Origin of the sequence: Celerinatantimonas diazotrophica, from assembly GCF_004339545.1 — a bacterium.
Lineage (GTDB): Bacteria > Pseudomonadota > Gammaproteobacteria > Enterobacterales > Celerinatantimonadaceae > Celerinatantimonas > Celerinatantimonas diazotrophica.
On sequence record NZ_SMGD01000013.1, the window covers coordinates 102,799 to 123,962 of the forward strand.

The 21,164-nt window shown below is 42.3% G+C and carries 19 protein-coding genes and 1 pseudogene; 10 read left to right on the forward strand and 10 right to left on the reverse strand.

Features of this window, described 5'->3' with window-relative positions; genetic code table 11:
• Positions 1 to 47: 47 nt before the first annotated feature.
• From EV690_RS09620 to EV690_RS09635, 4 genes and pseudogenes are all read left to right on the forward strand, one after another.
• Positions 48 to 1,544 carry a sugar ABC transporter ATP-binding protein gene (locus EV690_RS09620; protein WP_131912800.1) on the forward strand — a complete coding sequence of 499 codons (1,497 nt, stop codon included), beginning with the start codon at positions 48 to 50 and terminating at the stop codon, positions 1,542 to 1,544.
• Between the two features lie 28 nt (positions 1,545 to 1,572).
• Entirely contained in the window at positions 1,573 to 2,547 is a 975-nt protein-coding gene (locus EV690_RS09625; RefSeq protein ID WP_131913115.1) for an ABC transporter permease, read from the forward strand.
• A gap of 307 nt (positions 2,548 to 2,854) precedes the next feature.
• Entirely contained in the window at positions 2,855 to 3,088 is a 234-nt protein-coding gene (locus tag EV690_RS09630; protein WP_165872716.1) for a LysR family transcriptional regulator, read from the forward strand.
• Between the two features lie 264 nt (positions 3,089 to 3,352).
• Positions 3,353 to 3,766: pseudogene (locus EV690_RS09635) on the forward strand (SDR family NAD(P)-dependent oxidoreductase); the annotation flags it as partial.
• A 232-nt stretch (positions 3,767 to 3,998) separates the two neighbouring features.
• On the opposite strand, the gene EV690_RS09640 reads toward EV690_RS09635, so the two are convergent.
• The 3 genes from EV690_RS09640 to EV690_RS09650 all read right to left on the reverse strand — a co-directional run bounded on the left by EV690_RS09640 (position 3,999) and on the right by EV690_RS09650 (position 5,780).
• Positions 3,999 to 4,382 carry a VOC family protein gene (locus tag EV690_RS09640; protein ID WP_131912803.1) on the reverse strand — a complete coding sequence of 128 codons (384 nt, stop codon included), beginning with the start codon at positions 4,380 to 4,382 and terminating at the stop codon, positions 3,999 to 4,001.
• Positions 4,383 to 4,581: 199 nt separating this feature from the next.
• Positions 4,582 to 5,466 (reverse strand): hypothetical protein, encoded by an 885-nt coding sequence (locus tag EV690_RS09645; protein ID WP_131912804.1) that lies wholly within the window; start codon positions 5,464 to 5,466, stop codon positions 4,582 to 4,584.
• Positions 5,467 to 5,534: 68 nt separating this feature from the next.
• Positions 5,535 to 5,780: a hypothetical protein gene (locus tag EV690_RS09650; protein ID WP_131912805.1), complete on the reverse strand. Its 246-nt coding sequence runs from the start codon at positions 5,778 to 5,780 to the stop codon at positions 5,535 to 5,537.
• 89 nt (positions 5,781 to 5,869) lie between these two features.
• On the opposite strand from EV690_RS09650, the gene EV690_RS09655 reads away from it, so the two are divergent.
• Positions 5,870 to 6,178 (forward strand): LysR substrate-binding domain-containing protein, encoded by a 309-nt coding sequence (locus EV690_RS09655; RefSeq protein WP_131912806.1) that lies wholly within the window; start codon positions 5,870 to 5,872, stop codon positions 6,176 to 6,178.
• A 129-nt stretch (positions 6,179 to 6,307) separates the two neighbouring features.
• On the opposite strand, the gene EV690_RS09660 is transcribed toward EV690_RS09655, so the two are convergent.
• The 3 genes from EV690_RS09660 to EV690_RS09670 form a co-directional block, all read right to left on the reverse strand.
• The gene (locus tag EV690_RS09660; protein ID WP_131912807.1) at positions 6,308 to 7,354 is read right to left on the reverse strand and encodes a GMP reductase; all 1,047 of its coding nucleotides are present in this window, start codon (positions 7,352 to 7,354) and stop codon (positions 6,308 to 6,310) included.
• A gap of 112 nt (positions 7,355 to 7,466) precedes the next feature.
• Positions 7,467 to 7,817 carry a divalent-cation tolerance protein CutA gene (cutA, locus tag EV690_RS09665; protein WP_131912808.1) on the reverse strand — a complete coding sequence of 117 codons (351 nt, stop codon included), beginning with the start codon at positions 7,815 to 7,817 and terminating at the stop codon, positions 7,467 to 7,469.
• Between the two features lie 124 nt (positions 7,818 to 7,941).
• Positions 7,942 to 9,264, reverse strand: coding sequence for an aspartate aminotransferase family protein (locus EV690_RS09670; protein WP_224055015.1), 1,323 nt, complete (start codon positions 9,262 to 9,264; stop codon positions 7,942 to 7,944).
• 408 nt (positions 9,265 to 9,672) lie between these two features.
• Between EV690_RS09670 and EV690_RS09675 the strand changes: the two genes are divergently transcribed.
• Entirely contained in the window at positions 9,673 to 10,713 is a 1,041-nt protein-coding gene (locus EV690_RS09675) for a HoxN/HupN/NixA family nickel/cobalt transporter (RefSeq protein ID WP_207907524.1), read from the forward strand.
• Between the two features lie 333 nt (positions 10,714 to 11,046).
• Here the strand turns inward: EV690_RS09675 and EV690_RS09680 are convergent, their stop codons facing one another.
• Together EV690_RS09680 and EV690_RS09685 are read right to left on the reverse strand one after the other, a co-directional pair.
• Positions 11,047 to 12,027 carry a zinc transporter ZntB gene (locus tag EV690_RS09680; protein ID WP_131912810.1) on the reverse strand — a complete coding sequence of 327 codons (981 nt, stop codon included), beginning with the start codon at positions 12,025 to 12,027 and terminating at the stop codon, positions 11,047 to 11,049.
• A gap of 55 nt (positions 12,028 to 12,082) precedes the next feature.
• Positions 12,083 to 14,071, reverse strand: coding sequence for a methyl-accepting chemotaxis protein (locus EV690_RS09685; protein WP_131912811.1), 1,989 nt, complete (start codon positions 14,069 to 14,071; stop codon positions 12,083 to 12,085).
• 301 nt (positions 14,072 to 14,372) lie between these two features.
• Here EV690_RS09685 and EV690_RS09690 point away from each other — a divergent pair, with 301 nt between their 5' ends.
• Complete coding sequence (locus EV690_RS09690; RefSeq protein WP_131912812.1) at positions 14,373 to 14,987, forward strand: glutathione S-transferase family protein; 615 nt, start codon at positions 14,373 to 14,375, stop codon at positions 14,985 to 14,987.
• Between the two features lie 58 nt (positions 14,988 to 15,045).
• Here EV690_RS09690 and EV690_RS09695 read toward each other — a convergent pair whose 3' ends face one another.
• Positions 15,046 to 15,816 (reverse strand): ABC transporter ATP-binding protein, encoded by a 771-nt coding sequence (locus EV690_RS09695; protein ID WP_131912813.1) that lies wholly within the window; start codon positions 15,814 to 15,816, stop codon positions 15,046 to 15,048.
• Between the two features lie 545 nt (positions 15,817 to 16,361).
• Between EV690_RS09695 and pflB the strand changes: the two genes are divergently transcribed.
• The 3 genes from pflB (at position 16,362) to rlmA (ending at position 20,424) form a co-directional block, all read left to right on the forward strand.
• The gene (gene pflB, locus EV690_RS09700) at positions 16,362 to 18,647 is read left to right on the forward strand and encodes a formate C-acetyltransferase (protein ID WP_131912814.1); all 2,286 of its coding nucleotides are present in this window, start codon (positions 16,362 to 16,364) and stop codon (positions 18,645 to 18,647) included.
• A 92-nt stretch (positions 18,648 to 18,739) separates the two neighbouring features.
• Entirely contained in the window at positions 18,740 to 19,483 is a 744-nt protein-coding gene (gene pflA / locus EV690_RS09705) for a pyruvate formate lyase 1-activating protein (RefSeq protein WP_131912815.1), read from the forward strand.
• 140 nt (positions 19,484 to 19,623) lie between these two features.
• The gene (gene rlmA / locus EV690_RS09710; RefSeq protein ID WP_131912816.1) at positions 19,624 to 20,424 is read left to right on the forward strand and encodes a 23S rRNA (guanine(745)-N(1))-methyltransferase; all 801 of its coding nucleotides are present in this window, start codon (positions 19,624 to 19,626) and stop codon (positions 20,422 to 20,424) included.
• An 8-nt stretch (positions 20,425 to 20,432) separates the two neighbouring features.
• Here the strand turns inward: rlmA and yfbV are convergent, their stop codons facing one another.
• Positions 20,433 to 20,879, reverse strand: coding sequence for a terminus macrodomain insulation protein YfbV (gene yfbV, locus EV690_RS09715; RefSeq protein ID WP_131912817.1), 447 nt, complete (start codon positions 20,877 to 20,879; stop codon positions 20,433 to 20,435).
• Positions 20,880 to 21,164 lie beyond the last annotated feature (285 nt).

Genomic DNA, 21,164 nt, shown 5'->3' on the forward strand with positions numbered 1-21,164 from the left:
ATCCTGCCTCTGATAGTGCTCGGAGGCGGGCTCCCGGGAGGTAACAAATGAGCTACGCGATTGAAATATCCAATGTTAAGAAAAGCTTTGGTGGCGTACATGCTTTAAAGAAGATCAATTTAAAAGTCCAAGCCGGTACTATTCATGCAATTTGCGGAGAAAATGGTGCTGGAAAATCAACCTTAATGAAGATCCTCTCCGGCATTCATGCCAAAGATTCCGGGGTCATAAAAATTCATGGTCAATCAGTAAATTTCAGCTCTCCAAAAGAAAGCCAACAACAGAATATTGGTATTATCTATCAGGAACTGGCACTTTCGCCCGACCTAACCGTCGCAGAAAATCTATTTCTCAGTGATTTAGGTCTTGGTAAAAGGACGATCAACTGGAAAGAATTAAACCACCGCGCTGAAAAAGCACTCAGCCATCTGGGGTATCAAATTTCGCCGACCCGTAAAGTCGGTACACTCAGCGTCGCCAATCAACAAATGGTGGAAATTGCCAAATCGTTAGTCAAGGATGTCCGGATCCTGATCCTTGATGAGCCTTCAGCCGTACTCTCCGATAAAGAGATAGATATTCTCTTCTCGCAGTTAAAGCTCCTCAAAGGCAAAGGGGTCACCATTTTGTATATCTCCCACCGCCTTGATGAGATCTTCAAAATTGCCGATGATATTACAGTCATCAAAGACGGCGAAACCATTGGCAATCTTGATCCAATGACCTGCAGTGAAAATGACATCATCTCCATGATGGTCGGCAGGGAACTCACCAATATCTATCCTGAGCGTAATATTCCCACCGGGACAGAAGCATTACGGGTGGAAAACCTTTCAACCAAAGATTTGCTCAGTGACATCAATATTCATGTCAATAAAGGTGAAATTATTGGCTTGGCCGGATTGGTCGGCTCTGGACGCAGCGAAGTGGCGCGGGCTCTGTTCGGCATTGACAAATTCAGCTCCGGTAAAATCATTAAAGATGGTCAGCCAGTCAAGATTAGTCATCCAATCGATGCCATGCGCAATGGTATCGGGCTGGTTCCGGAGAGTCGCAAAGAACAAGGCTCCATTTTGGATCGGCCAATCGCCGAGAATATCTCACTGGCCAATCTACCGAAAATTTCCAACCGCTTCGGAGTCATTCGAACCGGCCGGGAACGCGCGATCGGTACCCATTTTCAAAACAAAGTCAAAATCAAATTAGGCACCTTACAAGACCCACTCAGTAGCTTAAGCGGCGGCAACCAGCAAAAAGTGGTCATTGCCAAATGGCTAAATACAGACTGTAACGTGTTGATCCTCGATGAGCCAACGCGCGGTGTTGATGTTGGCGCCAAAGTAGAAATTTACAACATCATTCATGATCTGGCCAAGCAAGGCTATGCAGTGATCGTCATATCGTCCGAGATGATTGAGATCATTGGATTATGTCATCGGGTCTATGTCATGAGTGAAGGCGTTATCACCCGCGAACTGCAAGGCGATGACATTACTGAAGAAAACATTATGCGTTATGCCATTCCCAAGCGAGCCGCGGTGTAACCCAGGAGGAATTATGGAAACTGATAACATGAAAAAAATTTATTCCAGGATCCCACAGCCCCCTCTAAACAAAAAAGAGATCCTAAACTTTTTATCCAACAACACCACTTTACTGGTTTTTATTGTGATGTTGGTTCTGGCAGCCTTTCTATCTGACCGCTTTTATACTGCTGACAATATTACCAATGTTCTGCGTCAAAGCGTGCCACTTGGGCTCGCTTCGCTAGGTATGCTATTTGTGATTCTTACCGGTGGTATCGATCTGTCTGTGGGCTCCATAATGGCGTTAGTCTCTGTCGTTGTTGCACTATTTATTCCATCAATCGGTTTATGGCCCGCTATTTTACTGGGAGTAATAACCGCTATCGCCATTGGTCTTATTGCAGGTATATTGGTCGCTTATGTCAATATTGCGCCATTTATTGCCACTCTGGCGATGATGACAGTTGCGCGTGGATTAGCGCTGATTATTGCAAAAGGCCAACCCACGTTTATTGATAATAATGCCTTTGTGAACTTCGGCACTGGTTACCTGTTCGGCATTCCGCTCCCAGTTTACATCTTCGCACTATTTACTATCATCGCTCAATTTGTTTACAAACATACTATCTTTGGCCGTTTAACTATTTCATTAGGTTCCAATGAAACAGCAACTCGCTTCGCTGGGATCCGCATTGAACGAATGAAAATTGCTGTTTATGGTTTAAGCGGTTTCGCCTGCGGCATCGCCGGTATTTTGGCCGCAACTCGAACTGGGGTGGGCTCTCCTGTACTAGCGCTTGGTTTTGAACTGGATGTAATCGCTGCCGTTGTGGTCGGCGGAGCCAGCTTGGCCGGAGGGAAAGGAACCGTGGTGAACACCATCATCGGGGTACTGATCTTAAGTATTATTTCCAACCTAATGAACTTGATGAACATTTCCGGTTACAACCAGCAGGTAGTCAAAGGTCTGATCATCATTCTAGCGGTGATGCTGGAAAGCTATAAATCCAAACGAACCTAAGTAAAAGTAGTTGATTGGAATCAATCCGTTGTTCAAATACTTATAGCAACCCCTTCCCCGCCTCCGATAAGGCGGGGTTTTTATTTAGCATCACTCACCGCCATGGTTAGTAGTACCTCAATGCTAGTTAAAGTGATCTGGCGAATCGCATCTTGAACGCTATTTTTAGTATTTGTGCTCATGGTCAAATTAGTCCTTATACAGAGGAAACAATGCGTTACTAGCTTGCGCTAGAGCATTAATACTATCTAATGCGAACATTGAATCTATTTATTCAGGACTTGTATAACTGCTTAATTTAACTCAGGTGAATTGCTTTGTAGCGGTTGCTCAGGAGCTGAATTTTAGCCAAGCAGCACAGCCTTTAAACATGATGCAGCCATCACTAACTCGCCAAATACAGATACTAGAGCATCAAATAGGCGTAACATTGCTATCGCGCTCAACACGCTCGGTAAAATTCACCCCAGCAGGAGAAGCATTTTTAGTTGAGGCTCAGCAACTGCTTGATTTAGCAAGCCATGCAACGCAAAAAGCATAGCGAATTGCGTGCGGCGAACAAGGACAAGTGACTTTAAGTTTTGTGGCAAGTTCCATCTATCAATATCTGCCAGATTTCGTCAACCAACTTCGCTCATAGCCCTTAATATCTCAGTATATCTTCGCGAAATAACCTCCCATCAACAACTCAATGCTCTGTGCTTGCATCAGATTGAGTGAGGCATAGTGCGTAAAATGCTCTTGCCACAATTATAAATGCTTAGTCACAAACTGTTACTGATTTGAAAGAGCGACAATGATAAATAATCCGGCGTTGGAGGGGCCGTTTTTCTTCACCCAGAAAATCCTGCCGCTCATAGCTGATAGTGGACACATTATTAATATCTCATCAGGTCTGGCCCGTTTTTCGTTTCCAGGATCTGTGGCCTATGCGATGGCGAAAGGCGCTGTTGAAGTGATGACTCGCTATATGGCCAAAGAATTTGCCAACAGAAAGATTCGCGTGAACACATTAGCCCCCGGTGCTATCGCCACTGATTTTCGAGGTGGAGCCATTCGCGACAGCGAACAAGCAAAATCAATGGTTGCTTCCGTGACGGCACTTAATCGCGTCGGTGAAGCGCAAGATATCGGTAAAGCAGTGGCAGCTATGTTTAGTGAAGGATTTGATTGGATTACCGGCCAACGAATCGAAGCATCTGGCGGTATGATCTTATAAACATTGATAATAAAGGCGGCAGAGAACATCTTTCAGCCGCCTTTATTAGGGACTGTTGACCTTTTGTGATTAGTTTTACAGAAATCTGAGAGAGGTTTAGGCAAGGCAAACGTTATGCCATGTAGTTATTCTCCACAAAGAACGTTTAACGCTGGATAAATTCCTCTCAGATACAGCCCTTGGGGTTCATTTAAACAAAATTCAACCACCAAAGATCAACAGTCTCTAGTCACTACATTTCCCAGTCCTTCCAGATATCGTGCACCATTTCAATATTATTGCCATCGGGGTCATAAACAAAACAGGCGTAGTAATTCTCGGTGTACTGTGGCCGCGGCCCAGGTTTGCCATTATCACGGCCGCCTGCAGCGATTGCCGCCTCATAAAATTCATGAACTTTATCGCGGCTAGGGGCTCGAAATGCAATATGAAAATGAGTGAGATCTTTGTCTTCTTTTGACTGATAAATTTCAAACAATCCTTTGCCAATATCAAACGCCCAGAACGAGCCTTCATCGCCAAAAGAAACCTCATAATCAAGCGGCTTAAACGCCTGCTCGTAAAAGCGTTTACTCCGCTCTATATCGCTGACTGCCATCGTAACATGGTCGATCATATTTCACCTTTAATTACAGAACATTATTATTTTCCAACATACTCAATTCATGAATCGTTTATCTAAGTAACCTTTAGCCAAGCCGTTCAATCACTACTTTAGCCACATGTTATTAAAAAAGCTGTGATAACATGTTGCTAAATATTGCACATCCAAACATAGCCACTTTATTTAATCTAATCACACGTAACATACCCAATTATTTACGAGTAAACAAATCGCTTTTTTCAAGTTCAATATGGCTTGTTTTTCCTTTAAGCTTTTCTTCATAACTCAATGGGTCTTCCCTATAATAGGGGTTAAATATTTTTCTGATTTTTACATAAAGGAAATAGGGAATCAGTATAATGGCTAGTGAAGTAATCGGCCAAAGAATAACTCCACCTATCATAATTACTATCTCAAAAAAACCATTGCCATGTAACCAATCTACTTCAACCCAACAATAGAAAAAAAGCGCTGCTGTAGCAATCATTGATACGAGTGTAACAAGGTTGCTCATAAAATTAGATGCAAATGGCCGGGTCCCATAAATCTTCAACATATTATGGATATCAATGAGTGTTTCATCATCACAATGAAGAGCCAGTAGAATGAGCCCTTCTGGAAACATAAAGCACTTTAACAAACTTGGTGTATGGAGCTGATGACAAGCAACGTAAGTCAACGTAACTTCTTTATCCTCACATTCAGAGACAACACCTTCGCTACCAGGTGGAATAAGTAGCTCTTTACCATAAACATAAAATTTCTGAATATGTGTTTCTGCACCGGGTTGACCCGAACTTATTGTTTGTGTCTGCGAATCTATTACAGTCTGGCAAGTACGAGCATAATTGTCATAAATAGTAATATTCTTAAACATATTAGAAATAGGTCTAATCATAAACCCTACGACTATCATTGAGGATAAAATAACCAGCTTGGATTTATAAAAAAGAATCACCCACGGCAAAAAGATTGCAGCAATTAACCCGCATAGAAGCACCTTCCCGATAGTTGTACCAACCCGTTGATGGCGTAATGTTCTGTTAATATAAATCCGCTCAAACTTGCTAATCTCCCGGTCAACTACACTTTCCATAAATGTTCCCTCAATCACAGTCACCATCATACATTACAGTGAAACTGTGACAGGGAAAACCAGTTTATTTAATGCACTAAAGGGGCAGTATGCCGTTTATAATTTTTAATAATTTCGATTAAGCCAAACAATACAAACGCTAATGAAACGACCTGTTGAATGGCCAAAATGGGCTTGTGCTGAATCAGCATTAACATTCTCATCGATAAATTCATCAACGAAAAACAAAACCAACCATTGATATTGTCTTTGGCTAACAGATAGCCACCTAGTAAAAAGCCGATCATCACGCCAATTTCAAACACCTGAGTCAACGATGGAATTCCATGGTGACAATACAGGCTATATCCACTGCCTAAAACGATAAAAAATAGGTAATGACAGACGTTAACTTGTCATATAAGTGATTCGCAACTCGCCCTTTAATCAAGACGGACAAAAATTTGTACAATCCATATTTGCAAGGCTCAGAGTAAATGATAGCCATGCACTGCTTCGAGCTGCACTAGCTGGAGAGGGAATCGTCATGGCTCCGCGAGTGCTTGTACAAGAATTTCTAATAACCGGAAAATTGCTCACTATTCTCAATGAATTCACGCCGCCACCTCGACAAATGCATCTTATTTATCCAGCTGAGCCTAAGCGTCGAGCCAAAGTTCAGGTTTTCATTGACAAGGCATTAAGAAAGTTCACCGATCCAGTAGCTATCTGATGATATAAATGAATTTAAGGGATTAGCTTGGCATCATTAATGTCATAATGAGACTGCATAATTAAATCAAATACGAATTTTCTAAACAAGGCGATATACACTATCGCCTTCTCTATTTAGCGCGGCAATCTATTTCTCTTTACCAAATACATTATTTTCTTGTTCACGCACTTGCACAAAAGTGGTTCGTTTGCTGAGCTCTTTTAAACAGCTTGCTCCGACATAAGTACAAGCAGAGCGAACGCCGCCTAAGATATCTTGCACGGTATGCTCGACACTGCCGCGTAAAGGTAATTCAACAATCTTCCCTTCTGCGGCACGATAATCGGCAACACCACCAGAATGCTTAGTCATAGCGGCCTGAGAGCTCATGCCATAAAAGCGCATAAACTGTTTACCATCGTGCTCAACCACTTCACCACCACACTCATTATGAGCAGCTAACATACCTCCGAGCATGACAAAATCAGAACCGCCACCAAAGGCTTTAGCAACATCACCAGGACACGTACATCCACCATCAGCAATAATATGGCCACCTAATCCATGTGCTGCATCCGCACATTCAATAATCGCTGAAAGTTGCGGATAACCAACCCCCGTTTTAACTCGCGTCGTGCAAACACTCCCAGGACCAATGCCTACTTTGATAATATCCGCGCCGCTAATAATTAATTCTTCAGCCATCTCCCCTGTCACAACATTACCAGCAACGATGGTTTTGCCTGGGAATTCATTCCGAATTTTCGCGACGAATTGAACGAAATGTTCTGAATAACCATTTGCCACATCAATGCAGATAAACTGGAGTTTATCGCTCAATGCCATGATTTTGCGAGTATTGGTAAAATCATTCTCACTCGTACCAGTGCTCACCATCAAATAATGCTGGTAGTCTGCGGGGATTTCACCTAAAAATTCCTGCCACTGCGCAACGCTATAATGTTTATGAACCGCGGTCACCATCTGATGAGCAGCCAACGCCTTAGCTAAGTCAAAGGTACCAACCGTGTCCATATTGGCAGCGATAATAGGTACACCAGACCATTGACACTTAGAATGTTTAAACGTATACTGCCGAGTAACTTCAACCTGAGACCTGCTCTTAAGTGTTGAGCGCTTTGGCCGAATCAAAACGTCCTTGAAGCCCAATTTCAAGTCTGATTCTATGCGCATAGCTTTCCTCTTTATAATTTCTTAGACACAAACCTGAGGAGCATATCGTATTACTGGCCATTTGAACAGTCCTTCGTGGCTGTTTTTTGTATGCCTGAATTTCACTCTTTAGCTATTCACTGAATTGTTGTTCGTTATTCGTTCCAGTTGCCAAGCAGTTTTCATCCAACCACGCCAGATAATCAGGAAGACCGGTCATGATAGGCACTTGAATAATTTGCGGGACATCATAAGGATGTATCTTTAAAAGATGCTGTTGCAATCGTTCGTAGCAATCACATCGAGTTTTAATCCGTAACATCAGCTCTGCTTGATGCTCAATACCACCTTGCCATGAGTAATAACTTTCAATCGGCTGAATTTGTACGCAAGCGGCTAACTTTTCTCTTAGTAGGCTTTGGGCAATCAGCTCAGCGTTAGCTTGGCTGTCTACTGTCGTTAACACCATGCAATATTGGCTCATTTAACATTCCTTAATGATTAAGCTTGAACCTTTTCTAGTCTGACATAAAACTTGCCTAATAATCCATGCAATAAAAAAGCCGCAGCTCCAATGAACTGCGGCTTTAACATGAGCTTGTTACAACTTAAATTGTATGTTTGCCCAGAACATCATCAAGGATGTTAAGGCCTTGCATTGCTTGTTCTTTACTAATCACACATGGCGGAACGATATGAATACGATTACCAGCAACAAATGGCAATAACCCATGCTTGACTAAATCCATTTTAATTGCAGCAACTTTCTCTAATGCCAATGGTGATTTAGTCTCAGGATGACTCACCAGTTCCAATGCCCAGAATACACCGCTCCCACGGACATCACCGATCATCGCATGTTTTTCTCCAAGTGCCGCTAACCCCGATGACAATACATTCGCGCCAATACTCGCTGCATTTTCGACAATTTTTTCTTCATCCATCGCATCAAGTGTCGCAATAATGGCTGCCATAGCTAACGGATGGCCACTATATGTCAGCCCCCCAGGGAAAAAGTGATCATTAAAAAACTCAGAGATAGATTCACTCAGCATCACTCCGCCCGTTGGCACGTATCCAGAATTAACGCCTTTAGCAAAGGTCACTAAATCAGGTACGGCACCAAACTGTTCAAATGCAAACCAGCTTCCGGTCCGGCCAAAACCAGCCATAACTTCATCTAAAATCATCACCAGATTAAATTCATCACACAGCTGGCGAACCCCTTTTAAATAACCCTGAGGCGGCACCAAAATGCCAGCAGTTCCGGGAATCGATTCAAGTAATACAGCTGCAATCGCATCAGGACCTTCTAGCTCAATCACCCGACGCAGATGAGCAAGTGCGCGCTCGCATTCTTGTGTTTCATCTTCGGCGTAAAACTCACTGCGATACAGGTACGGTTGGAAAAAATGAACATGGCCGTGTGCATATTCATTAGGAATACGGCGGGGATCACCCGTTGCAACAATCGCACTGCCGGTATTGCCATGGTAAGAACGATAACCAGATAGGATTTTTGATTTTCCGGTAAAAATACGAGCCATACGAATCGCATTTTCATTGGCATCGGCACCAGCATTCGTAAAAAACACTTTTTTAAAAGTATCTGGAGCGTGCGCGATAATACGTTTGGCCGCCTCACCACGGGCTAAATTCGCAGTAGCAGGCGCAATCATCGACAGCTCCTGAGCCTGTTTTTGCACGGCTTCAATTACTTTAGGGTGAGCATAGCCAATATTAACGTTGACCAACTGGCTGGAAAAATCCAAATACTCTTTGCCTTGATAATCCCACAACTTACATCCTTGTGCTCCGGCAATGACCAATGGATCGATTTGTGATTGAACGGACCACGAATGAAACACATACTCTCGGTCCAGTTGATAAACATAGTCGTTGGTTACTTCCATCATTGCTTCCTTACTCATGGATTAAGCATTTTAGAACAGCTTAAAAACAAATATTCATTGCCCATAGAGCCAGTTGTGCCATAGAAACTAGCCAGATGAATTGACTCTTAATTCTAATTCTATCCATCAGTCTTTAGATGCCCCCCAACTGCCCCTTAACCCAAAGAATGAAGAGACAACCATTGCACAATTCTTCTTATTGCGATCAGAGTGAACGGCACATTAAGACATCTAGACCGATCGCAAATTGAATGACTTAAATCATACTTTTTCTAAAAAAATGCATACTTTAAGATAGTTCTCAGTGGGCAAAAAGAGTATATTTTTTGGCGATTTTACCGAAACGATGCATTGATGAGCTTGCCTAAGTCATAACACGTTCTCATGGATGAAATCGTTCAGCTCTGCCATCAACAAGAGGCCGTTATTGTGTCACATACAGTTTCAATCCGAACCAAGGGACTGCTACTGCTAAGCAGCCTGAGTGCTTTAAATCTAGTGATCTGGATTTGGGCGTTTATCACCTTTAATCACCACCCTGCTTTAATCGGCACGGCATTGTTGGCCTGGACGTATGGGTTGCGCCATGCTGTCGATGCTGACCATATTGCCGCAATTGATAACGTGACTCGAAAAATGATGCAACAAGACAAAGAGCCCGTTGCTGTCGGGGCATTTTTCTCTTTGGGGCACTCAACCATTGTTGTACTGGCCTCAATTTTAGTCGGAGTCGCAACGAGTGAATTTAGCAGTAAATTAAGCTGGTTTCAGGATGTTGGTGGCACCATTGGGACGACCGTTTCAGCACTGTTTTTATTACTCCTAGCATTTATCAACTTTTTAATTTTTAAAGATATTTTAAAAAAATTCCGGCAGGTAAAAAAAGGGAATTATCAAGGGATACATACCGCTATTGACGAGCCTCTGGGCGGAGGCATTATGACATGGTTATATCGCCGACTATTTCGTTTTATTAATCACAGCTGGCAAATGTACCTAGTTGGTTTTTTATTTGGTCTTGGTTTTGATACCGCAACCGAAGTCGGGCTACTGGCAATTTCAGCGGCAAGTTCATCTCATGGATTACCACTGAGTTCTATTTTAATCTTCCCTGCTCTGTTTGCTGCAGGCATGGCTTTGATCGATTCAGTTGATAACGTCATTATGGTTAAAGCGTATGGCTGGGCTTTTGAACAACCCTTTCGTAAACTCTATTATAACCTTACCATTACTGCATCATCGTTAATTATTGCGTTTGTAATCGGTGGTTTTGAGGCGCTAGGTATCCTAGCCGAGAAAGGCGATTGGCAGTCAGGTTTCAGCCAATGGATCGAAAATGCGAATAGTCATCTAGGCAATATCGGCTTTTGGATTGTCGGGATTATGATAGCCTGCTGGCTCTGCTCACTTCTCAATTATCGTTTGCGCGGCTATCACAAACTGACCTTCGATCACTCAAACTTATAAACAAACCTGGCTTGACCTAAATAGAAGATAATTCATAGGTCAAGTCACTTTATAGCAACATAACATCACTCAGTTGAATCATAAAATTTTTTGTTCGGTGTTTCGCCATTATAGTCAGTCTGCTCCCATCCTCGTGAAGGAGGATTAGAACAACGCGCCGTTTTCTATCAACTCAACAAAAATTAGTGATGACCAAACAGTCAATCAACTACATGCTAAAAACACCTACATTCAGTTAGAAATAGAATGAAATGGAGTTAACTGTCGTAAGAGCGTCATTCACAGCATTGCTATCAATATGGAATGTAATCAATACAGAAATGCGAGGAACCACTAGAACCATTTTTTGAATTTAAACAGGACCAGAATAAGTCCACCGATCACAATCAGCAAACTACTTACGATGACAAATCCCAAAGGACTTTGTGCCCATGGGATGCCACCGACATTAATGCCTAAAAGCCCTGTAATAAAACTTAATGGTAAAAAGATCGCAGCAATCAACGACATAACATACATACGTTGGTTGATCTGATCTGAAACCTGACTGGTTAGCTCTTCTTGGGCAACAATGGCCCGTTCACGAATGACATCGAGCTCTTCAACAAAACGAACTAAGCGATCAGTGCATTCCTGCAACTGCAACCGACTATCCTCATCGATCCAACTCCTTCTTTCAGTAGCCAGTTTTGCCAACGCTTCACGCTGCGGCCCCAAATAACGGCGTAATTTAATACTACGCCGTCGCAAAGCATTTAAATCACCTCTTAAACGCTGGGCATTTTCATCAATCAGCGTTTCTTCAAGTTCATCCATCTGCTCTTCAAGTTCTTCAACAACCGTATCGATACGATTAAGCAACAAGTCGCTAATCTGAGCTAAAAAGTCACTCGTACTCACTGGACCTTCGCCTCTTTTTAACGCCGCAATAATGTCACTAACAGACATTAACTTGCGCCAGCGCGTTGTTAAAATGCGCTCACGAGTAGCAAAAATGCGCAATGAGACCATATCTTCAGGCTCAGCACCCTGTGCTAAATTAACCCCTCTTAAAAAAACCAATGATTGTAGGGCGCTAAAATGAGTGACTCGAGGTCGAGTATCTTCATCTAACAAAGCTGTGCTTAAAACTTCATCAATCCCACTTTGATGCACTAACCACTGCCGCCCCGCTTCGTTAGCACAATCAATATGCAACCACAGTAAACCTTGATCCGGCTGCCAATTTTCTATCTGCTCGGCATCAAGTGGTTGAGCGCCACCTTGTCCATCAAACAATAGCGCGCATATAAAAATATCATTTGATGTTTCCATGCAACTTGCTCTTTATGAAGTAAGTTATTGATTCAACTTTGGCAAATTTTTACTATTATGCAAGTTTAAATTGGTCCATCCGTCTTAATTGCTGTTCAGAGCGATCTTTTAACGCCACACTTCCGTCTTGTTGCACAGAGGCCTCATGATCGGCTTGCTGACTTAGATGAACAATTTGTTGAGAATGTTCACTGACATCATTCACCACAGCCAATGCCTGACGAGCCTGCTCCATGATCTGCTCGCTATATTGTTGGGTTGTATTCAGTTGCTCAGCAATTGACTGTAACGTTGAATCATTACGATTAACTTGTTCTACACACTCTTGGGTCATCTGTTGTCCGGTTTGTATCATCTGAACACTTTTCTCTGATTGCGATTGCAACGTCTGGATCACTTGCAAAATTTCCTGTGTCGAACTTTGCGTTTGAGTCGCTAGATGACGCACTTGATCTGCAACCACTGCAAACCCACGGCCATGGTCGCCGGCTCGAGCGGCTTCAATGGCTGCGTTTAAAGCCAATAGATTCGTTTGCTCAGAGATGTTCTCAATCACATCAACAATTGAACCAATATCTTGACTACGAGCCTGCAACGCACTCATCTGACCAACGATATCCGTCATCATCTCTTGAAGCTGAGTCGTCATCGACAATGTTTGTTGAATGGCGGCGCGCCCCTCACGAGTTTGCTCAGTAACGCTGGTCACCAATTCGCCAGAGGCATCCGCCTGCTGAGACACTTCACGGACTTGCTCGGCCATAAGTTGCATATTATTGGCGACAGTTTCAGTTTTTTGCGATTGCGTCGACATTAGCTCGCGAGTATGGTCACAGGCTTGAACACCATCTTCCGCTTGTTTTTCCAGCAAACTAGCATCATCAATAATAGAGCGCACAATCTGATTAAGTTGCACGGTCAGTTCATTTAATTGAGTGGATATCAACCCAAACTCATCCATTCTCTTAATCGTTAATTGTTGGCTGTAATCCCCAGCGACCATGCGCTGAATATGGCTAAGCGTGCGTTTGAGAGGGTCCCGAATGCTCTGAACCAGATTAATGCCAACTAAGATCGCTAAAATTAACGAGACGACCACACCAGTCACCATCCACCATCGAGAACTTTCAACATTAGCTTGAGTTTGCTTGGCAACCTCAGCACTAATTTGACTCAGGCGTTGATGAGCTTCACGCACAATGCTAAGCGTGTGATCAATCACTTGATTGAGCTGACCGAATAAAGCAGCTTGCTCTGAACTAAAGATACCGACCTGCTTCATTTTCGCGAGCAACCCTTGCGGTGCCGTTAGGCTTTGTAATGATTGAGCATATGGCGCTAAATCATCACTAGCCTGTCCCACGTTATCTTTGAGCTGATTAAACTTACTATTAAACGATTTGATATATGAATGAATGACACTCAGTTCTTGCTTCACTTTCTGCGGGTCATTCTCATAAAACGCTTTATTAAGCATTCGCTGAATAGAAATCCCTGTGCTCATCAATGATGATGTCAACCAGTGTTGTGAAGAATTAACCGAATCATTTACCGATTGAGCATCATCTTTAAAATAGGCCCAGTCAGAAAGATAAGTTTGATGGAGCTGTTGAACCTGTTGCTTATTGTTCAGTAGTTTTTCATGTAAATCCATAAGCTGGTCAGCAACAGAAAACACTTTGTCAGCAAGCGGCTGTATATCTCGCAAAGGCTGCGCCATGACTGGATAGGATTTCGCATTATGTAATAAGGACTGAACCGTACTTTGATAAACATTTTTCAGTTGATCATGACGAGCTTTAAGCCGCTGGCGCTCAGGCGATTTACTAGCATTTGTATATAAACCCACCAGACGTGATGAACTGAGCAGTATGCCAGACAGTTGATTGGTCTCTTCGGTCATGGGTAACAATCGATGAACCACAATATCTTCTTGATTGGTTACATGCGTCACCGTCTGTTCGCCAATCCAAGCTAAAACACAAATTAATACAAAGAGTACCGCAAATCCAATAATCATCCTTGTTACAACTGATAATTTCATAGATATCCCTTAATCTATATTTCCTTCAAATAAGTCTTTTTCCATGTTTCTTTTTAATTGCTTATGCTAATGGTGCATACCCATGGTTAAATTGTAGCATCATCATTTACCATTATTTTTTGCGCAAATAAACAAGTGAAGTCATTCGCTATCGCATAATTATCGGCATCATATTGAAAAATTTGAATAAAAATATAATCTATTCACAAATGGTATTACGCCAGAATATGGGTTTATCTTCCGGTGCTATTGCAATAGCATAGACTCATGCTTTGGGGGCGATACATCATGAGGAGAAAGCATGAAATTATATGAAACACCGAGTACTCCAAACTGCCTGCGGGTCAGCCTATTTCTCGCCGAAAAAGGGCTAGATATACCAAGAGAGCTCATCGATGTAAGAGCTGGAGATAACCTGAAAGAAGACTTTAACAACAAAAGCGTCAACGGCTTGGTACCAACACTTGAACTTGATAATGGTGAATACTTGTGTGAGTCGATTGCGATCTGCCGATATTTTGAAGAGATTCACCCTCATCCCGCTTTATTTGGAACTTCTCATTTAGAACGAGCCCGTGTTGAGATGTGGCAACGAATTATAGAGCTGCAAGGCATTATGCTTATCGGTCAAGCAATTCGCAATCTGACCCAAATATATAAAGACCGAGAAAACTGCATTGAAGACTGGGGACATGAAGCTTTATTACGGTTTAGAAAGCTACTTCCGACACTCGAGGCCCAACTCAAAGCTCATCCATATCTTGCCGGAGACAATTTTAGTGTGGCGGATATCAGCGCATTCATCATGCTGAAAATGGCAACTAAACTAGATATCGAGATTGATCAGCGCTGGCCAAGTATTCATCAATGGCAAAAAAATATACAACAGCGTCCTGCATTTGCAGGGCTCGGATAAACAGAAATAACCAAACTGGCTTACTTAATAATTTTAAGAAGCCAGTCAATTTTTTATATTAATACTTAGGGGATAAAAATTGTTTCATGCGCTCTGAATCAGGATTTCCAAAAACCTTCTGCGGCGTCCCCTGTTCCTCTACCACACCCTGATGCAAAAACATCACATGTGATGAAACATCACGAGCAAAACTCATTTCATGGGTCACCACAGCCATCGTACGACCTTCATCAGCCAAGTTACGCATCACTTTGAGTACATCACCGACCAGTTCTGGATCCAATGCAGATGTGGGTTCATCAAACAGCATGACTTCAGGATCAACCGCCAGTGCTCGAGCAATAGCTGCACGTTGCTGTTGCCCACCAGACATATGTGCGGGGTAATAATCACGTCGTTCATATAACCCAACTTTATTTAGCAACTCTTTAGCGCGTTCTTCAGCTTCTTTACGAGGAACATTCAGCACATGCACTGGTGCTTGAATGATATTGTCCATCACTGTCATATGTGACCACAAGTTAAAACTCTGAAAGACCATTGCCAATTTTGAACGAATGCGTTGAACCTGCTTTTTATCAGCCGGAACCCGCTCCCCCTGACGATTATGTTTAAAATGCAACGTCTCACCATGGAGCACAATATCTCCCTTGGTGGGGATCTCAAGTAGATTAATACAGCGCAAAAATGTACTTTTACCTGACCCCGAAGAGCCAATAATCGAGATAACATCACCTTTGTGGGCAGTTAAATCGATCCCTTTTAAGACTTCGTTGCTGCCAAAAACTTTATGTATCTCTTTGACCTGCAGCGCAGGAATATCACCCATATGAATAACTACCTGTAAATCATGACTATATATGCAACGTATTATGGCTGCGAAGTTACCATTGTACGGCAAAAAATACAAATAGAAACACTGATACATAAACCTGGTGGTCAAGGGTTCAACGAAAAAAGAATATTGATAATAAAAAACAAATTTGCCAATAAGGATGGCTAAATATCAACCAATTTAGCGCGCTTCTTAGCTTAAAATTCAGAAAGGGTACAAAAGATAGGGAAAAGCTCATCTGCAGAGCAATTATTTCTCTATATATGTAGTTAATTTACATAATAGCAGAGGACGGTTGATCATGATCAAGTTGTGACCTCGAGCACCTTTGTACAATCTAGCCATACTTAAGAACAGCGGGTTAAGGACAAGAAATTAACCAGCTTGGAAAGATGAAACTGGTCGATTTTTATCCTATCCTGCAAAAACCAGAGTATTGGTTTTAGCATATTTCGTTCAGGTTATGCCGGCTGCCACCGACAGACTGAATGCAAGCGAATCAATTTCTTTTCTACTGATTAGTTAAAGGTAGGTATAACATGGCAGAACAAAACACTCAGGCCTGGAAAGGTTTTGTTGCGGGTGATTGGCAAAAAGAAACTAACGTTCGAGATTTCATCCAAAAAAACTATACACCTTATGAAGGAGATGAAAGTTTCCTTGCTGGTGCCACAGAAGCGACTACTGCGCTGTGGAATGATGTAATGGAAGGCATCAAAGTTGAAAACAGCACTCATGCTCCTGTTGACTTTGATACTGACAAAGCATCCACCATCACCTCTCACGATGCTGGTTATATCAACAAAGATTTAGAAACCATTGTTGGCTTGCAAACTGAGAAACCACTGAAACGTGGAATCATTGCCTTCGGTGGTATTCGCATGGTTGAAACCTCATGCAAAGAATATGGCCGCACTCTTGATCCTGAACTAAAACACATCTTCACTGATTATCGCAAAACCCATAACCAAGGCGTTTTCGACGTATACACCAGTTCAATTCGTGCATGTCGTAAAGCCGGCATCTTAACTGGTTTACCTGATGCTTATGGTCGTGGTCGTATTATTGGTGACTATCGTCGTATCGCATTATACGGTATTGACTACCTGATGGCTGAACGAGTTCAAATCCATAACGGATTAGAAGCTGATTTATATAAAGCCACAGAAACCGGTGAAAACATGGAAGAGATTATTCGCCGTCGCGAAGAAATCTCTGATGAACACCGTGCTCTGGGTCAAATTAAACAGATGGCTGCAACTTATGGTTGCGATATCGGTCGCCCAGCTGAAACAGCTCAAGAAGCAATCCAATGGACTTACTTCGGTTACTTAGCCGCTGTTAAATCACAAAACGGTGCTGCAATGTCATTTGGTCGTAATGCGACTTTCTTTGACATCTACATTGAACGTGATATTGCTGCTGGCAAACTGACTGAGCAAGAAGCTCAAGAATTAATCGACCATATGGTTATGAAACTGCGTATGGTTCGTTTCTTGCGTACTCCTGAATATGATGACTTGTTCTCTGGTGACCCTATCTGGGCAACTGAATCATTAGGTGGTATGGGCTTAGACGGTCGTACACTGGTCACTCGTACTTCATTCCGCTTCTTGAATACTCTGTACACCATGGGTCCTTCACCAGAACCTAACATGACGATCCTGTGGTCAGAACAACTGCCTGAAGCATGGAAACATTTCTGCGCGAAAGTTTCTATTGATACATCTTCAATCCAGTACGAAAATGACGATTTGATGCGTCCTGACTTCAACAGCGATGACTATGCAATCGCATGTTGTGTATCACCAATGGTAATTGGTAAACAGATGCAGTTCTTTGGCGCCCGCGCTAACTTAGCTAAAACTCTGTTATATACCATCAATGGTGGTATCGATGAGAAGAAAAAAATCCAAGTCGGTCCAAAAATGGACAAAATTACTAGTGAATACTTAGACTTTGATGAAGTATTTACTAAAATGGACGGCTTCATGGATTGGCTGGCAAAAACTTATGTCACTGCATTGAACTGTATCCATTACATGCATGATAAATATAGCTATGAAGCTTCATTAATGGCTCTGCATGACCGTGATGTATATCGTACAATGGCGTGTGGTATTGCCGGTTTGTCTGTTGCAGCTGACTCATTATCTGCTATCAAATATGCGAAAGTTAAACCAATTCGCGACGAAGATGGTATTGCTGTCGATTTCGAAATCGAAGGTGACTATCCTAAATTTGGTAACAATGATGAACGTGTTGACTCATTAGCATGTGACTTAGTTGAACGGTTCATGAACAAAGTTCGTGCACTGAAAACTTATCGTGGTTCAACTCCAACACAGTCAATCCTGACCATTACTTCTAACGTTGTGTATGGTAAAAAAACAGGGACTACTCCAGACGGTCGTCGTGGTGGTGCTCCATTTGCTCCTGGTGCAAACCCAATGCATGGCCGTGATGAAAAAGGTGCCGTAGCTTCACTGACTTCTGTTGGTAAACTGCCATTCTCAAGCGCTCAAGACGGTATTTCTTATACCTTCTCAATTGTTCCAAACGCTTTGGGTAAAGAAGATACATCTCGTCGCGGTAACTTAGCAGGTCTGTTAGATGGTTACTTCCACCACGAAGAAGCCGTTGAAGGTGGTCAACACCTGAACGTGAACGTGATGAACCGTGAAATGCTGTTAGATGCAATGGAAAATCCAGACAAATATCCACAGCTGACAATTCGTGTATCTGGTTATGCCGTTCGGTTTAACTCGCTGACTCGCGAACAGCAGCAGGATGTTGTTACTCGTACCTTTACAGACCACATGTAATCGTATAAGTAAACTGATAGAATAAGTAATTATTCAGGTGCAAAAGGCCTTGCCCATATGGACAAGGCCTTTTTAATAGGAGGCTTGTTGTTATGGCACAAATTAAAGGCCGAATTCATTCAACTGAATCATGTGGTACCGTGGATGGTCCCGGGATCCGATTTATTGTTTTTATGCAAGGCTGTTTAATGCGTTGTATGTATTGCCATAACCGCGATACGTGGGATCTACATACTGGTAAAGAAGTAACCGTTGATGATTTGCTCAACGAAATGCTTCCATATAAGAGTTACATGAATGCCAGCGGTGGTGGCATCACAGCATCTGGTGGCGAAGCAATCTTACAGGCAGAGTTTATTCGCGATCTTTTCCGCAGCTGTCATGAACATGGAATTAATACCTGTTTAGACACAAACGGGTATGTTCGAAAACACACTGAAGTCATTGATGAGCTGTTAAGTGAAACCGACTTGGTTATGCTTGATTTGAAACAGATCGATGACGAAGTTCATCAGGTTTTGGCAGGCGTCAGTAACCATCGAACTTTAGATTTTGCAAAATACCTACAGCAAATTAATCAGCGAACTTGGATCCGTTATGTAGTCGTTCCAGGCTACACAGACGATGAACGTTCAGCCCGATTGCTAGGTGAGTTTATCCAAGATATGGAAAACATTGAGAGAGTTGAAATGCTCCCTTACCATGTCCTTGGTGAACATAAATGGAAAGAGATGGGTGAAACGTATCCGCTTGAAGGCGTAGAACCACCATCGAAAGAAACCATGGCTAAACTGCAAAAAATTCTCCTAGAATATAATCCTAAAGTTATCTTTTAAACTAAAGCGGCTCTTGTAGCCGCTTTAGTTTCACCACCAATCGGTGTGTCACTATCATTTTATGCTTGAAGAGCAGGCTTTAATTGACCCATACATTAGATTGGCTAAAATAGCGCGACCTAAACAAACCATTCTTGCTTATGCCTGATATTCTGATCTGCCCTCTTTGCCAATCCCCTCTGCATGTAAAAAATCAACAGCTCTACTGTGAGCACAAACACAGCTTTGATAAGGCAAAAGAAGGCTACGTTAATTTGCTAAGTGTGCAGCACAAGCGTTCTAAAGAGCCCGGCGATAACAAACAGATGCTCCATAACCGCCAACAATTTCTAGATAGCGGTCATTATCAACCATTAGCAGATCAACTCGCTTCCTACATCAACGAACGCGTAGCTACTAAAACGATTTTAGATATTGGTTGCGGTGAAGGCTTTTACACTCACCAATTAAAGAACAGCAGGAACCAAGTCTGGGGATGTGACATCTCTAAAGAAGGAATAAAGTATGCGGCCAAACACTATAAGAGCTGTCAGTTTGTAGTTGCAAGTAACCAACGACTCCCCTTTGCTACTGAATCATTAGACGTGATAACCCGCGTGTTTGCGCCACAACACGACGCTGAAGTTATTCGCTGCCTTCACCCACGAGGTCAACTCATTACAGTTGTGCCTGGCCCGTGGCATCTAAAACAGCTAAGACAATACATTTATACAGATCTTAGAGCTCATAACAATCAACCACAATCCATTGATGGCTTGCAACTCAAAGAAAGTATCAATATTCAATACACTATGCTCTTAAGCCCTACTGATCGAGAAAGATTGATGGGAATGACCCCTTTTAGCTGGAAACTCACACCATCAATACGAGCACAATTTACCCATGCCCAAGAACCAGTTGAAGCTCAGTTCACGCTGCATATCTACCAGCATGAATCCTAAAGCATCAATTATGAATCACCATAAATAACAAAGCCACGATCAAAGCGCTCAAATGCTTTGCTCAAAATATCAGCTAGCTCGATGTAACGGGGATTTTGCACAATCGGCTGAATCGACTCATTGGCGAGTTTTAATTTATGATGCAACTCTCGATACCAACGAGCCAATGAGGGGGGTAGCAATGTCTTGGAGCGATGCCCCAACCAATAATAAACATGGAACGGTGCAGACAAAAACAACACCGCAAACACAGCCGATTGTGGCAACATATGCATTTGTTGGCCTAAATAAGGTAACAACAATGTAATTACAGCTAAAGCCGGCATCACCTTATTCACCCAAGGAATCATGCTAATCACCCGATGCTCAATAAAAATTGACGCAAGGGCAGGTTCACTAGGCCAATGTTTTGCATAATGAACGCCGTCTTTAATGGCCGTCGAAAAATCACTCATGTCTTCTCTTCCTGCCATACCATTTTTGATTTAAACCAACAAATAGTTATTTTGTTACGAAAAAACTAAATTTTACTTAAAGTTCAGTATTTATTTTACAACAAATTCGATATGATCTGATCCCGTTTTCAACATGTCGGGTAGTATCATCATACGTTAAGTGTAGATCCTTATTTATTACATTACTATAACACTAACAAATCTGCCCACACTCATATATAGCGCAGTTATCAGATTCACGATAAACCATGCATCTGACAACTGATTTATTTTTAATATTCTGGT